The 13,608-nt window shown below is 71.2% G+C and carries 14 protein-coding genes; 5 read left to right on the top strand and 9 right to left on the bottom strand.

The genetic code is table 11. The annotated features are described in order from the left end of the window. Positions 1-46: 46 nt before the first annotated feature. Together IAG44_RS16720 and IAG44_RS16725 are read left to right on the top strand one after the other, a co-directional pair. The gene (locus tag IAG44_RS16720; protein ID WP_187747897.1) at positions 47-1,345 is read left to right on the top strand and encodes a 3-oxoacyl-ACP reductase; all 1,299 of its coding nucleotides are present in this window, start codon (positions 47-49) and stop codon (positions 1,343-1,345) included. Continuing rightward, complete coding sequence (locus IAG44_RS16725; RefSeq protein ID WP_187747898.1) at positions 1,345-2,256, top strand: MaoC/PaaZ C-terminal domain-containing protein; 912 nt, start codon at positions 1,345-1,347, stop codon at positions 2,254-2,256. Before IAG44_RS16720 ends, IAG44_RS16725 begins: the two co-directional genes overlap by 1 nt. Before the next feature lie 34 nt (positions 2,257-2,290). On the opposite strand, the gene IAG44_RS16730 is transcribed toward IAG44_RS16725, so the two are convergent. The 9 genes from IAG44_RS16730 to IAG44_RS16770 all read right to left on the bottom strand — a co-directional run bounded on the left by IAG44_RS16730 (position 2,291) and on the right by IAG44_RS16770 (position 9,628). Further along, a complete protein-coding gene (locus tag IAG44_RS16730; RefSeq protein ID WP_187747899.1) occupies positions 2,291-2,935 on the bottom strand; it encodes a TetR/AcrR family transcriptional regulator in 645 nt (214 codons plus the stop codon). 61 nt (positions 2,936-2,996) lie between these two features. Continuing rightward, positions 2,997-3,311: a DUF4229 domain-containing protein gene (locus IAG44_RS16735; RefSeq protein ID WP_187747900.1), complete on the bottom strand. Its 315-nt coding sequence runs from the start codon at positions 3,309-3,311 to the stop codon at positions 2,997-2,999. Between the two features lie 111 nt (positions 3,312-3,422). After that, positions 3,423-3,947, bottom strand: coding sequence for a GNAT family N-acetyltransferase (locus IAG44_RS16740; protein ID WP_187747901.1), 525 nt, complete (start codon positions 3,945-3,947; stop codon positions 3,423-3,425). 60 nt (positions 3,948-4,007) lie between these two features. Further along, positions 4,008-5,171 carry an aminofutalosine synthase MqnE gene (gene mqnE, locus IAG44_RS16745; RefSeq protein WP_187747902.1) on the bottom strand — a complete coding sequence of 388 codons (1,164 nt, stop codon included), beginning with the start codon at positions 5,169-5,171 and terminating at the stop codon, positions 4,008-4,010. Positions 5,172-5,282: 111 nt separating this feature from the next. Beyond that, complete coding sequence (locus IAG44_RS16750) at positions 5,283-5,738, bottom strand: Lrp/AsnC family transcriptional regulator (protein WP_187747903.1); 456 nt, start codon at positions 5,736-5,738, stop codon at positions 5,283-5,285. 191 nt (positions 5,739-5,929) lie between these two features. Beyond that, positions 5,930-6,586, bottom strand: a complete 657-nt coding sequence (locus IAG44_RS16755; protein ID WP_187752724.1) for a UbiX family flavin prenyltransferase — start codon at positions 6,584-6,586, stop codon at positions 5,930-5,932. Positions 6,587-6,641: 55 nt separating this feature from the next. Then, on the bottom strand, positions 6,642-7,199 hold the full coding sequence (locus tag IAG44_RS16760; RefSeq protein WP_187747904.1) for a Uma2 family endonuclease: 558 nt from the start codon (positions 7,197-7,199) through the stop codon (positions 6,642-6,644). Positions 7,200-7,215: 16 nt separating this feature from the next. Next, the gene (mqnP, locus tag IAG44_RS16765) at positions 7,216-8,118 is read right to left on the bottom strand and encodes a menaquinone biosynthesis prenyltransferase MqnP (RefSeq protein ID WP_187747905.1); all 903 of its coding nucleotides are present in this window, start codon (positions 8,116-8,118) and stop codon (positions 7,216-7,218) included. Positions 8,119-8,176: 58 nt separating this feature from the next. Beyond that, the gene (locus IAG44_RS16770; RefSeq protein WP_187747906.1) at positions 8,177-9,628 is read right to left on the bottom strand and encodes a menaquinone biosynthesis decarboxylase; all 1,452 of its coding nucleotides are present in this window, start codon (positions 9,626-9,628) and stop codon (positions 8,177-8,179) included. A 247-nt stretch (positions 9,629-9,875) separates the two neighbouring features. Here IAG44_RS16770 and IAG44_RS16775 point away from each other — a divergent pair, with 247 nt between their 5' ends. From IAG44_RS16775 to IAG44_RS16785, 3 genes are all read left to right on the top strand, one after another. Beyond that, positions 9,876-10,289: a PLD nuclease N-terminal domain-containing protein gene (locus tag IAG44_RS16775; protein WP_187747907.1), complete on the top strand. Its 414-nt coding sequence runs from the start codon at positions 9,876-9,878 to the stop codon at positions 10,287-10,289. A 77-nt stretch (positions 10,290-10,366) separates the two neighbouring features. After that, positions 10,367-10,975, top strand: a complete 609-nt coding sequence (locus IAG44_RS16780) for a DinB family protein (RefSeq protein ID WP_187747908.1) — start codon at positions 10,367-10,369, stop codon at positions 10,973-10,975. A gap of 140 nt (positions 10,976-11,115) precedes the next feature. Next, positions 11,116-13,479, top strand: coding sequence for a protein kinase domain-containing protein (locus tag IAG44_RS16785; protein ID WP_187747909.1), 2,364 nt, complete (start codon positions 11,116-11,118; stop codon positions 13,477-13,479). The last annotated feature ends 129 nt before the right edge of the window (positions 13,480-13,608 follow it).

Consider the following 13,608-nt stretch of genomic DNA (forward strand, 5'->3'; position numbering starts at 1 on the left):
GGAGTAAGTAATTCCGCCGGGCCCGTGGGAGACTTGGGAGACGTACATGGCCGACCGCTATCTGAGCTTCACCGCCACCGCACCCGGCCGCTTCCTCACCCGCCGGCTCGGCCTGCCGCAGCCCGCGTCGCTCGTCCGCTGGTCACCCGAACGCCCGTCCCTCACCGGCACGTTGCTTCACCTTACGGCCGGCACCTCGGCGCTGGACCTCTCACCCGTCCTCGCCCGTACGGGACTTGGCCCCGGCACCGCCGCACCGGCCGCCGTCGTCCTCGACGCGACCGGGGTGCGGGACGTCGAGACGCTCGCCGAGGTACACGCCGCGCTGCACCCCGTCGTCCGGTCCGTCGCCGCGAGCGGGCGAATCGTCCTGCTGGGCACGCCACTTGACGCCGGTGACCACCAACAGGCCGCCGTGCAGCAGGCGTTGGAGGGGTTCACCCGGTCGCTGGGCAAGGAGATCGGGCGGGGGCGGACGGTGAACCTGGTGCGCGTGCGCGACGCCGGGGGCGCCGAGTCGACGCTGCGGTTCCTGCTCTCGCCCAGGTCGGCGTACGTCAGCGGACAGGTCGTCGAGGTGGGCGGCGGCCCGGCGTACACCGGGGACTGGGAGCGGCCCCTCGCGGGCCGGACCGCGCTGGTCACCGGGGGTGCGCGCGGTATCGGCGCGGCCGTCGCCGAGACGCTGGCCAGGGACGGCGCGGACGTCGTCGTCCTCGACGTGCCGCAGGCCGAGGCGGACGCGCGGCTGCTCGCGGAGCGGATCGGCGGGCGGGCACTGGCGCTGGACATCACGGCGGCCGACGCCGGGGAGCGCATCGCCGCCGAACTCCCGGACGGTCTGGACGTGTTGATCCACAACGCCGGGATCACCCGTGACCGGCGGCTGGTCAACATGCCTGCTGAGCGGTGGAGTTCGGTGCTGGACGTCAACCTCGCGAGCGTGCTGCGGACCACCGACGCGCTGTTCGCCAAGGGGACGCTGCGGCCGGGCGGGCGGATCGTCGCGACCGCGTCCATCGCCGGGCTCGCGGGGAACGCCGGACAGACCAACTACGGTGCGAGCAAGGCCGGGATCGCCGGCTGGGTACGGGCGCTCGCGCCGCGCGCGGCCGACGAACACGGGGTGACGGTGAACGCCGTCGCGCCCGGGTTCATCGAGACGAAGATGACCGCCGCCGTGCCGCTGTTCATCCGCGAGGCCGGGCGGCGGATGAACTCCCTTGCGCAGGGCGGGATTCCGGCCGACGTCGCCGAGACGACCGCGTGGCTCGCGCACCCGGCGTCCGGGGCGGTCAACGGGCAGGTCGTGCGGGTGTGCGGTCAGAGTCTGCTGGGGGCCTGATGGCCACGACGACGCTGGGGGCCGTGCCGTCGCTCGTCCCGCTGTTCGTCCGGGGCGCGCTCCTCTCGCCGCTCAAACGGCCGCGCCCCGACGCCGAGTTCACGCGGGAGCGGGTCGTCGTCCCCGGGCTGCGGATCGATCTCGCGCGGCTGTCGGCGTACGAACGCGTCTGCGGGTTCGCCACCGGGGACGACTCGTTGCCGGTGACCTATCCGCACGTCCTCGGATTCCCGCTGGCCATGCGGCTGTTGAGCGCGCGGAGTTTTCCGCTGCCGCTGCTCGGGCTGGTCCACACGTCCATCGAGGTCAGCCGGTACGGGACGCTCGCGGCGACCGGGGTGTACGAACTCGCCGTGCACGTCGAGGGGTTGGCGCCGCACCGGCGGGGGACGGAAGCGACGGTCGTCACCGAGCTGCGCGATGCGGGGGAGGTCGTGTGGGAGTCGCGGAGCACGTATCTCGCGCGGCACCGGGTGACGGGCGCTACGGACTCTACGGGCGCTGCGGGCTCTATAGGCGCTGCGGGCAAGGGAGTTGAGGAGACTCCGGACGGGCTTCCGCTGCCCGTGCTCGACGAGTGGCGGCTCGCCGGGGACGTCGGGCGGCGGTACGCGGCGGCCTCAGGGGACCGCAACCCCATTCACCTCTACGCCCTCACCGCGCGGCTGTTCGGGTTTCCGCGGGCCATCGCACACGGCATGTGGACCGTGGCCCGCTGCCTCGCCGCGCACGGCACACCGCCGGCCGTGCGGGTGCGCGCGGAGTTCCGGACGCCGGTGCTGCTGCCGTCCGCCGTGGCGTTCGCCTCGGACGGGGCCAGGTTCGAGCTGCGGGAGCGGGCGCGGGGCGACGGGGAGGCGGGGCGGGTGCATGTGGGCGGGCGGGTGGACGCGCTGACCGGACGTCCGTGAGGCGAAACCCGCCGCGACAGCGGGCGCCCGGCGTCTACTCCGGCGCCGACCAAGTGCGGTTGCCCGCCATCAAGTTGGACAGGCCCGACCAGGCGAAGTTCATCAGGGTCGTCACCGCTTCGCGGGCCGTGACGCCCTCGGTGGCGTTGGCCCAGTCGGCAAGGGACTCGGCGGCGCCGACCAACGCCTCGGCCAGACCGGCGACTTCACGCTCGGGAAGGTCGGGGTCGCGGTGCGCGGCGCGGGCGGCGGCGACGATGAGGCCGGTGACGAAGGCGACGATCTCCTCGCGCATCGCGGCGACTTCACGGGCGAACCGCTCGCCGTGGGTGCGGGCCTGGAGGTGGAGAACCGACCAGGCGTCCGGGTGTTCGGCGGTGTGGACGAAGAACGCCCGCAGCCCGTCCCAGAGTTGGCGGTCGGCGGGGAGGTCGGTGGAGATCGCGGAGCGGATCGCGGCGACGAGGGCGGCGGCCTCGCGCCGGATGCACGCGGTGAAGAGGTCGTCCTTCGAGTTGAGGTACAGGTACACCAACGGCTTGGAGACGCCCGCGAGTTCGGCTATCTCGTCCATCGACGCGGCCATGTAGCCCCGGCGTCCGAAGGTCCGCACGGCGGCGTCCAGCATCTGCTGCTCACGGACCGCGCGCGGCATCCGCTTGGTCTTCACGGCACCCATGAGCCAAGGTTAGGGCCTGTCCGGCGGTTCAACTCCCCCGCAGGCCCCACTGCTCGGCCGGTCAGGACGCCTGGCCCTGCACGCGGGACGCCGACCCGTCGCCCCCGGTGCCCTCGGCGTCCTCCTGGGAGCGGCTGGCCTCCAGGTTGGCCTTCATCCGGTCCACCCGGGCGACGACGTTCTCGGAGGCGCGGTCGCGCTCGCCGCGCAGCACCACGAAGCTGATCGGCGCCGAGACCACCAGCGCGAGCAGCACGATCCACATGCCGTTGGAGTCGCCGAAGCCGCGCGGGACGATCCCGGAATAGACGAGACCCCAGACGACCACGAGGCAGCCCACGAAGATCCCGAGGCGCATCAGCGTGTAGCGGAGCATCTCAATCCACACTTCCGTGTCGAACGGTCGGACACCCCAAAAGGGGCACCCTCCAGTGAAGCACGCCGGGCAGGCGATCTTCGACGGGGGTCGCAGGAGCCGCGGACGGGGTCACAGGAGCGGCAGCAGCATGACGATGTCGTCCCTGTCGTCCCCGGGAGCTACCCGGATCGCGTCGGGTATGCGGCCGACCTCCTTGTACCCGTACGACCCGTAGAACCGTTCCAGGCCGAGCCCGCCCCGGCAGGTCAGGCGGATGGCCTCGATGCCGTCGAGGGAGCGGGCGGCGGACTCGGCGGCGGCGAGCAGGTCGTGGCCGTAGCCCTTGCCCTGGTGGCCGGGGTGGACCATCACCGTGTAGAGCCACAGCCAGTGCGTCATCAGCCGGTGGGTGTTCAGGGCCAGGAAGGCGGTCGCGGCGACCTTGCCCGCCTCGTCGTGCCCGACCAGCAGCCGCACCCGGCCCTCGGCCATGTCCGCGAGGTGCTTCAGCAGGGCGGGGCGGACGGTCTCCCGGTCGACCGGGGCGACGAAGCCGACGGCACCGCCCGCGTTGGAGACGTCCGTCCAGAGGTCGAGGATGCCGTCGTGGAGGTCGGGGGTGACATCGGGGTCGAACGTAAAAGTAAGGGCCACGGAGGGATCGTAGCCCTTACTCCGTAGCCCTTGCTCCGCAGCCCTTGGGTAGCAGGCGGGTCACACCCGCATCGGCTGCGGGGACTCCCGGCGCAGCGGGTCCGGGCCGTCGTGCTCGCGGATGATCTCGTAGCGCGTGTTGCGCTCGACCGGGCGGAAACCGGCGTCGCGGATCAGGTCGAGGAGGTCGTCGCGGGTCAGCTTGTTCGGGGTGCCGTAGTTGTCGGCGTCGTGGGTGATCTTGTACTCGACGACCGAGCCGTCCATGTCGTCCGCGCCGTGCTGGAGGGCGAGTTGGGCGGTCTGGACGCCGTGCATCACCCAGAAGACCTTGACGTGGGGGACGTTGTCGAACAGGAGGCGGGAGACCGCGAACGTCTTCAGGGACTCGGCGCCGGTCGCCATCCGGGTGCGCTCCTGGAGGCGGTTGCGGACCTTGCCGTCCTTCATGTCGACGAAGTCGTGCTGGTAGCGCAGCGGGATGAAGACCTGGAACCCGCCGGTCTCGTCCTGGAGTTCACGCAGCCGCAGCACGTGGTCGACGCGGTGGCGGGGCTCCTCGATGTGCCCGTACAGCATGGTGCACGGGGTCTTGAGGCCCTTCTCGTGCGCCAGCCGGTGGATGCGCGACCAGTCCTCCCAGTGGGTGCGGTGGTCGACGATGTGCTGCCTGACCTCCCAGTCGAAGATCTCCGCGCCGCCGCCGGTCAGCGACTCCAGGCCGGCGTCGATGAGTTCGTCCAGGATCTCGGAGGCGGACAGGCCGGAGATCGTCTCGAAGTGGTGGATCTCCGTCGCCGTGAACGCCTTCAGGGAGACGCCGGGCAGGGCGGCCTTCAGCTCGCGCAGCGAGCGGGGGTAGTACCTCCAGGGGAGGTTGGGGTGCAGGCCGTTGACGATGTGGAGCTCGGTCAGGTTCTCCGACTCCATCTCCTTCGCCAGCCGGACGGCCTCCTCGATGCGCATCGTGTACGCGTCCTTCTCGCCCGGCTTGCGCTGGAACGAGCAGTACGCGCACGACGCCGTGCACACGTTGGTCATGTTGAGGTGGCGGTTGACGTTGAAGTGGACGACGTCACCGTTCTTGCGGGTACGCACCTCGTGCGCGAGGCCGCCGAGCCAGGCCAAGTCGTCCGACGCGTACAGCGCGACGCCGTCCTCGCGGGTCAGCCGCTCGCCGGAGCGGACCTTCTCCTCCAGCTCGCGCTTGAGCCCGACGTCCATGCCTACACCTTTCGTACGACAGCTTCCCCAAAGGTACTCCCCCGCACGTCAGGGGAGCGGCGGGCCCGTAGGACCCGTAATACCCCCGGCCCTCCCCCGGGCCCGGTCGGCCTAGACCTCCTCGGGGAGGCCCCCCACCCGGTTCTCCCACTTCGTCGACAGGACGATGGTCGTACGGGTACGGGAGACGCCCTTCGTGCCGGAGAGGCGGCGGATGATGCGCTCCAGGCCGTCGACGTCGCTCGCGCGGACCTTGAGCATGAACGAGTCGTCGCCGGCGATGAACCAGCAGTCCTCGATCTCGCCGAAGTCCTTCAGGCGCCGGGCGACGTCCTCGTGGTCGGCGGCGTCCGAGAGGGAGATGCCGATGAGGGCGGTGACGCCGAGGCCGAGGGAGGCGGCGTTGACCGTCGCCCGGTAGCCGGTGATGACGCCGGCCGCCTCCAGCCGGTTGATGCGGTCGGTGACGCTGGGTCCCGACAGGCCGACGAGGCGTCCCAGCTCCGCGTAGGAGGCCCGGCCGTTCTCCCTCAGGGCCTGGATGAGCTGCCTGTCCACCGCGTCCATGCGATTCGCGCCTTCCGATGAGAGATCCGTTCGCGCTCGACGGATCTGCGAGGTTCCTGAAAAGTGCCGGTCGGGGTGCGGAGGCTCCCCCAAGAAGCTCCGCTGCCCCCTTGTGCCGGGGCCGGCATCCCGTACATCCCGTAGTACTCGGGTAGCCCCTAGGGGGCGTACGTGCTGCGCGCGGGCGGCGCTCAGTCGGCGCGGGTGCCTCCGCCTCCGCCGAGTTCGCCCTTCCAGCGGCGGTAGAGGCCGTGGGGCACGCCGGCCGAGTCCAGCACCCGGCCGGCCACGAAGTCGACCAGGTCCTGGATGTGGGTGGCGCCGGCGTAGAAGGCGGGCGAGGTGGGGACCACGCTCGCGCCGGCGTCGTCCAGAGTGACCAGGTGGCGCAGGGTCTGGCCGTTCAGCGGGGTCTCCCTGACGGCGACGACCAGCGGGCGGCGCTCCTTGAGGACGACGCTCGCGGCACGCTGGAGGAGGTCCTTGGACAGGCCGAGGGCGACGCCCGCGACGCACGCCGTGGAGGCCGGCACGATGATCATCCCCCGGCTGGGGTACGACCCCGAGGACGGGCCCGCGGCCAGGTCGCCGGCGGGCCAGTGCCGTACGCCGCTCAGGTCGACGTCGTAACTCCCCGGTTTGCCGTCGGCACCCCTCGCGAGCCATTCCGTCAGGTCCTCGCGCCAGTGCGCGTCCCGGAACGAGATCCCCGTCTCGTCCAGCAGGGTGAGCCGCGAGGCCCGGCTGACCACGAGGTCCACGCTCTCGCCCGCTGCCAGCAGCGCGCGCAGGACAGCGCCGGCATACGGCGTCCCCGACGCCCCCGACACCCCCACGATCCAAGGCACGCGCTGCGTTTCTCCTGCGTTCACACCTTGAGCGTACCGGCGGGCACGACGAGGCTCAGGACCGGCCGGGCGCCTCGCGGTCGACGGGGAGGGCGCCGGTCGGAATCGTCAACTTGCCCAGCGGGGTGTCCACGACCAGCTCAGGACCGTACGGGACGGTGTCCCGGCCCCGGTATCCGTCCGGACCGGGGTTCCACATCGTCACCACGTGCCCCTGGAGGGGGTCGAAGAGGAGGTAGTTGGCGATGCCCCGGGAGGCGTACTTCCTGGGTTTGGTGTCGTAGTCCCGGCGGACGCTGCCCTTGGCGACGACCTCGACGGCCAGGGCGATCAGCTCGGGCGGGTAGGCGAGGTGGTTCCCGGCGATCTCGGCCGTGGGGATGGCCGCCAGGTCGGGGCAGAACTCGTTGTCGTCGTCGAAGGGGAAGGCGACGCGGCTGACGAGGCCCCACCCGGTCGTGAGCTGGGGCTCCAGTGCGACCCATACCTTCCGGGTAGTACTCCTGTGGTACGGGGTGACCGGTGTGGCCGTCACCGTGCCCTCGACGATCTCTGTCAGACACCCGGGGAACGCGTCCTCGAAGCGGGCGAGTCGGGGGTGCGGGTGGCTCATGGCAACCGCATCCTGCTCAGACCGTCAGTCCCCGGACCGCCAGGTCCAGCAGGGCGCAGGCGAACAGGGCGATGCCGATGAAGCCGTTGACCGAGAAGAAGGCGCGGTTGAGGCGGGAGAGGTCGTGGGGGCGGACGATGGTGTGTTCGTAGCCGAAGGCGGCGGCGACGACGAGGAGGCCGAGCCAGAAGAACGCGCCCGCGTCGGTGGCCAGGGCGTACCAGGCGAGGAGGGCCGTGGTGAGGACGTGGCAGACGCGGGCGGCCCAGATCGCGGCGGGGACGCCGAACCGGGCGGGGACGGAGAGGACGCCGGTCTCGCGGTCGGTGTCGATGTCCTGGCAGGCGTAGATCAGGTCGAACCCGCCGATCCAGATCCCGACGGCCAGCCCCAGGATCACCGCGTCCCACGACCACTCGCCGGTGATCGCGAGCCACCCGCCGACGGGCCCCATCGCCTGGGCGAGCCCGAGGATGGCCTGCGGGTAGTTCGTAAACCTTTTGCCGTACGGGTACACCACCATCGGGATGACGGCGACGGGCGCGAGCGCCAGGCACAGCGGGTTGAGCAGCGCCGCCGAACCGAGGAAGATCACGACGGCGATGAGGGCGCCGGTCCACGCGTGCCGCACCGACACCGCGCCCGTCACCAGCTCACGCTGGGCCGTACGGGGATTACGCGCGTCGATCTCACGGTCGATGATCCGGTTGACGGCCATCGCGAACGTCCGCAGACCGACCATGCACACGGTGACGAGCAGGAGCCGGCCCCAGTGCATGTTCCGGTCGAGCTGGAACATCGCGGTGAGGGCGGCGATGTACGCGAAGGGCAGCGCGAAGATCGAGTGCTCGATCATGACGAGGCGCAGGAAGGCCCGGGTACGCCCTGGCTGGGGCACCGCGGCGGCGGAAGCGCTCACAGCCCGTACCCCGCATCCCCCTGGGGAGCTACCACCCCGTAGTACTCCGGCGAGACCCTCACAGCCCGTACTCCTTCCAGCGCCGGTCGACCTTCGCCGCCGTCTCCGGGTCCGACAGGACCATCTCCGGCCAGCCGCCGTCGCGGGTGTACCCCTCCTCGGGCAGCTTCTTCGTGGCGTCGATCCCGGCCTTGCCGCCCCAGAACTGCTGGTAGGAGGCGTGGTCGAGGTGATCGACCGGCCCCTCGACGACGGTGAGGTCGCGCGCGTAGTCCGTGTTGCCGAGGGCGCGCCAGGCGACTTCGTGCAGGTCATGGACGTCGCAGTCGGAGTCGACGACCACGATCAGCTTCGTCAGGGACATCATGTGGGCGCCCCAGATCGCGTGCATCACCTTCTGCGCGTGCTTGGGATACTTCTTGTCGATGGAGATGATCGCGCAGTTGTGGAAACCGCCCGCCTCGGGCAGGTGGTAGTCCACGATGTCCGGGACGATGATCTTCAGCAGCGGCAGGAAGAACCGCTCCGTCGCCCGCCCGAGCGGCCCGTCCTCCGTGGGGGGCCGGCCGACGACGATGGACTGGAGCAGCGGCCGCTTGCGCATCGTCACGCAGTCGATCGTCAGCGCGGGGAACGGCTCCTGCGGGGTGTAGAACCCGGTGTGGTCCCCGAAGGGTCCCTCGGGAAGCATCTCGCCGGGCTCCAGCCAGCCCTCGAGTACTACCTCCGCGTTGGCGGGCACCTGGAGGGGGACGGTCTTGCAGTCGACCATCTCGATCCGCCTGCCCGCGATGAACCCGGCGAACAGGTACTCGTCGATGTCACCCGGCAGGGGGGCGGTGGAGGCGTACGTCACGGCGGGCGGGCAGCCGAAGGCGATGGCGACCGGCAGCCGCTCACCCTTACGGGCGGCGACCTGGTAGTGGTTGCGGCTGTCCTTGTGGATCTGCCAGTGCATGCCGATGGTGCGCTTGTCGTGGCGCTGGAGGCGGTAGAGACCGAGGTTGCGGATCCCGGTCTCCGGGTCCTTCGTGTGGGTCAGGCCCAGGTTGAAGAAGGAGCCGCCGTCCTGCGGCCAGGTGAAGAGCGCGGGAAGCTGCTCCAGGTCCACCTCTTCACCCTGGAGTACTACCTCCTGGACGGGGGCCTCCTTGACCTTCTTGGGCGGTACGTGGGTCATCGCGCCGAGCTTGCCGAAGGCTTCGCGGACGCCGATGAAGCCGTGCGGCAGCTCGGGGCGGAGCAGGCCGCCGATCTTCCCGGAGATCTCCCCGTACGACTTGAGGCCGAGGGCCTTGAGGAGGCGGCGGTCGGTGCCGAAGACGTTCATGGCCAGCGGCATCGCCGAGCCCTTCACGTTCTCGAAGAGGAGCGCGGGGCCGCCGGCCTTCTGGACGCGGTCGACGATCTCCCCGACCTCCAGATAGGGGTCGACCTCGGCTTTCACGCGCTTGAGGTCGCCCTCGCGTTCCAGGGCCCTGAGCAGGGAGCGAAGATCGTCGTAAGCCATGCGTCCCAGTATCGCCGAGGCACGTTCGGGACCCGCGCACGGGCCCGGGTCGTACCCGTAGTACCGGGCGGGGTGTGGCCGCGGTGACGGCGGTGTCGTACCCGTAGTACCGGGCGGGCCCAGCTCGTAGGCCCCGTAATACCTTTGGGTGTGCCCGCCCCCTGCGCCGGATTTTCACCAACCGTTACCCTGGCCCCGTCACCGGGGTCACCGGGCCCCGACGCCGCTTCCTGGGGGAACCCGCCCGATGCTCAGACTGCTGTTGTTCCTGGTTCCGCTGGCGCTGATGATCTTCGCGTTCATCGACTGCCTGAACACGCCCGAGGACGAGGTGCGGCATCTACCCAAGGTCGCCTGGGTCTTCATCATCCTGCTGTTCCCGCTGGCCGGCTCGATCGCGTGGCTCGTGACGGGCAAGGTGCGCACACCGCCGACGGGCGGCCGCACCCCCTCCGAGTGGCACCGCGATCACCGCACCACCTGGGTCGCACCCGACGACAACCCCGAGTTCCTGAACTCCCTCAAGGAGGAGAACAAGAAGGACGAGGCGCTGCTGAAGGAGTGGGAGGCCGATCTGCGGCGCCGCGAACAGGAGTTGAAGGGCAAGGAGAGCAAGGAGCGCAAGGAGACGGACGAGGAGCCGAAGAAGGACGGCGACTGAGCGGACCCGGACCCTGACGCGGACGCCGGCGGCGCGCGGCCGGGGCGTTGTCGGTGGTCGGTGGGAGGCTCGGGCGCATGGCACACACGACCGCTCCCGACCCGAAGGCCGACCTCCTGCGGTACTTGCAGGAGGCCCGCGACTCCCTGCTCTGGAAGCTCGAAGGGCTCTCCGAGTACGACGCCCGCCGCCCCCTCACCCCGACCGGCACCAACCTGCTCGGTCTGGTCAAGCACTGCGCCGGCATCGAACTCGGCTATTTCGGCGACACGTTCGGCCGCCCGTACTACCCGCAGGACCCGCCGCCCTGGTGGTACACCCGCGACCCCGAGATGAACGCCGACATGTGGGCCACGGCCGACGAGTCCCGCGCCGACATCGTCACCCTCTACCGCCGGGCCTGGGCCCACACCGGCGAGACCGTCGCCGCGCTCCCCCTCGACGCCGTCGGCCACGTCCCCTGGTGGCCCGAGGAACGCCGCGCCACCACCCTCCACCACCTCCTCACCCGCGTCTGCGCCGACACCAGCCGCCACGCGGGCCACGCCGACATCGTCCGCGAACTCCTCGACGGAACCACCGGCGAACTGCCGGACAAGTCCAACGTCCCGGAGGGCGAGCCGAGTTGGTGGGAGGAGTACCGGGAACGACTGGAGCGGACGGCGCGGGAGGCCGACCGGGGCTGAGCACCCGCCGCGCGGGGCCACCGACTTGGAGGCCCCACCGGGAAACGCTCCCCTCACCCCGTCCACAACCCCCCACCCCCTAGGCTGATGCCTCGGCAATACCCAAGGGGCACGGGGAACTTCGGGAAGGGCGTCCGTACATGCCGCCGAGCAGTGGGGAAACGGGGTCGGGGGTGTCCATCGGCGGGTACGCGCTCGTCGACCGGCTCGGCAGTGGGGGGATGGGGGTCGTGCACCTGGCGCGCTCGGCGTCGGGGCGGCAGGTGGCGGTGAAGGTCGTGCACGCGCAGTACGCGATGGACGACGAGTTCAGGGCGAGGTTCCGGCAGGAGGTCGCGGCGGCGCGGCGGGTGAGCGGGGCGTTCACGGCGCCGGTGGTGGACGCGGATCCGGACGCCGAGGTGCCGTGGATGGCGACGCTGTACGTGCCGGGGCGCACGCTCTCCGAGGTAGTCGCCGAGCAAGGTCCGCTCGCCGGGCGGGAGTTGAGGGTGCTGGCGCTCGGGCTGACCGAGGCGCTGCGGGACATCCACCGGGCCGGGGTGGTACACCGGGACCTGAAGCCGAGCAACGTCCTGCTGGCCGAGGACGGGCCGCGCGTCATCGACTTCGGCATCTCGCGCGCCGCCGACAACCAGACGCTCACCATCACGGGCCGCCTGATGGGCACCCCGCCCTTCATGTCCCCGGAGCAGTTCACCTCGCCGCGCGAGGTCACCGCAGCCTCGGACGTGTTCTCGCTGGGCTCGCTGCTGGTGTACGCGGCGACGGGGACACGCCCCTTCGACGGCGAGAGCCCGTACTTGACGGTGTATCAAGTGATGCACGAGGAACCGACGTTGGACGGCGTCGCCGAGCCGTTGCGCGGGATCGTCGAGCAGTGCCTGAACAAGGAGCCGGAGCTGCGGCCCCGACTCGACGAGCTCCAGCGGCTGTTCACGACGCTGCCGGACGAGCCCGCCGTCGCGCCGGCTCCGCCGCCGGGGGACGCGACCGAGCCCGTGGGGGTCGCGTACGACGCGGAAACGCAAGCGGTCGGGGCGGACCGGCGCACGGGAAGAAAGCTCAAGTGGCCTGGCGGACGCGGGCAGTTGGACCGACTCAAGGGGCTGGCACCGGCCGTACTCCGGCTGAGACCGGGCCTGCCCGTCGGCCGTCTCCCGCGCCGGATCCCGCGTCGCCTCGCGTTCACCGTGGCCGTCGGGGTCGTGAGCCTGTCGGCCGTCGTGTGGGGCGTGAGCGTGAACGACAACGCGCCCTCGGACACGTCCGATGTGTCCAAGGCTCCCCAACTGTCGCTGCCCGATGGCTGGTCGCCCTGGCGGACGAACCTCACGCAGACCGTGCCCGCCGCCGCCCAGGACCGGATGTCCTCGCTCGACACCCACGGCTGCGTCCCCGACGAGACCGCCGTGTACTGCACGGGCAGCGGTTTCACGGTGGCCCGGCTGGACGGCGGGACCGGGCGCGTGACCTGGCGGTTCGGCCCGAGCCCGCAGGCCGCCCGGCCGCTCGGCGTACGGGACGGGCTCGTGTACGTGTACGAGAACCCGGACGTCGGGGACACGGCCGACAAGAGCGCCGCCGACGGAGTCTCCGGGTCCGACGCCCCGCAGTGGCAGTTGACCGCGCTCGACACGAAGACCGGTGAGCGGCGCTGGAGCCGTTCCGCCGACGCGACCGAGCCCGCCGCCCTGTTCGACGGCGGGCTGCTCGCGCTCTCGCCCGACCACGGCGAGCTGATCGGGATCGACGCGAGGACGGGCAAGGACCTGTGGCGGGCCGGCACGAAGTCGACGTCCGGGTCGCGGTGTACCCCGCTGGGGCTACGGGGTGTCCCCTACGGGCTGTGCCGGGACCAGGACGACCCCGCCAAGGGGAGGTGGAGCCTGCTGCGGGTCGGCGAGGACGGTTCGCGTGAGCTGGCCACCCTGCCCGCGGGGGTCGTCCCCCTGGGGGTGCTCGAAGGGCAGCCCCTGTTCGCGGAGCCGAAGGACGCGGAGCCGCAGTCGCTCGGCGGGCTCGACGAGGCGTACACGGCGCTGCTCCGGATGGACCCGGCGAGCGGGGTCGTCGTGCGGACGCCGCTCATCGAGGTCGTGCGCGGGGCGGCCACGCTCATCGGCTCGACCGTGTATTTCATCCGGCCGGACGGAACCGCGACGGCCGTCACCGCGAGCGACGGGGCGTTGCAGTGGCAGGCCGACACGCAGGTAGAGAACCTGTCGAAGCCGGTGTGGTCGGAGACGGCCGGCACGCTCCTGCTCGCCAACCGGTACGGGCGGCTGCTCTCGCTCGACGCCATCGACGGGTCCGCGATGTGGACGACGGACAAGGTGCAGGATCCGGCCGGGGAGCCGGAGAACGTCGTGCCGAGTCTGGTGCTGGTCGGCGACGCGATCGTGGCGGTGACGGGGGACACGGCGTTCTCCCTCAACCCGCTGACCCCTGAGCTGGGGGCCGACCCCGAGCTGGCCCAGGGGGACTCGGGGGTTAGCTCTTAGGTAGCCCGGTACCTCGTGGGTAGCTCCGAGGTCGCCCGGCACTTCGGGGGTAGCTCTTAGGTAGCCCGGTACCTCGCGGCTAACCCTGAGGTCGCCCGGCACTTCGGGGCTACCCCTGAGGTCGCCCGG

This window comes from Streptomyces roseirectus (assembly GCF_014489635.1).
Classification (GTDB): Bacteria; Actinomycetota; Actinomycetes; order Streptomycetales; family Streptomycetaceae; genus Streptomyces; species Streptomyces roseirectus.

What these genes read in the sequence shown, in the direction of transcription:
- IAG44_RS16735 (WP_187747900.1), bottom strand. Translation starts at nt 3,311, where the DNA reads ATGCTCCGCTACACGCTGATGCGCCTCGGGATCTTCGTGGGCTGCCTC.
- IAG44_RS16730 (WP_187747899.1), bottom strand. Translation starts at nt 2,935, where the DNA reads ATGGGTGCCGTGAAGACCAAGCGGATGCCGCGCGCGGTCCGTGAGCAG.
- IAG44_RS16775 (WP_187747907.1), top strand. Translation starts at nt 9,876, where the DNA reads ATGCTCAGACTGCTGTTGTTCCTGGTTCCGCTGGCGCTGATGATCTTC.
- IAG44_RS16780 (WP_187747908.1), top strand. Translation starts at nt 10,367, where the DNA reads ATGGCACACACGACCGCTCCCGACCCGAAGGCCGACCTCCTGCGGTAC.
- IAG44_RS16785 (WP_187747909.1), top strand. Translation starts at nt 11,116, where the DNA reads ATGCCGCCGAGCAGTGGGGAAACGGGGTCGGGGGTGTCCATCGGCGGG.
- IAG44_RS16760 (WP_187747904.1), bottom strand. Translation starts at nt 7,199, where the DNA reads ATGAGCCACCCGCACCCCCGACTCGCCCGCTTCGAGGACGCGTTCCCC.
- IAG44_RS16750 (WP_187747903.1), bottom strand. Translation starts at nt 5,738, where the DNA reads ATGGACGCGGTGGACAGGCAGCTCATCCAGGCCCTGAGGGAGAACGGC.
- IAG44_RS16720 (WP_187747897.1), top strand. Translation starts at nt 47, where the DNA reads ATGGCCGACCGCTATCTGAGCTTCACCGCCACCGCACCCGGCCGCTTC.
- IAG44_RS16725 (WP_187747898.1), top strand. Translation starts at nt 1,345, where the DNA reads ATGGCCACGACGACGCTGGGGGCCGTGCCGTCGCTCGTCCCGCTGTTC.
- IAG44_RS16770 (WP_187747906.1), bottom strand. Translation starts at nt 9,628, where the DNA reads ATGGCTTACGACGATCTTCGCTCCCTGCTCAGGGCCCTGGAACGCGAG.
- mqnE (WP_187747902.1), bottom strand. Translation starts at nt 5,171, where the DNA reads ATGGACGTCGGGCTCAAGCGCGAGCTGGAGGAGAAGGTCCGCTCCGGC.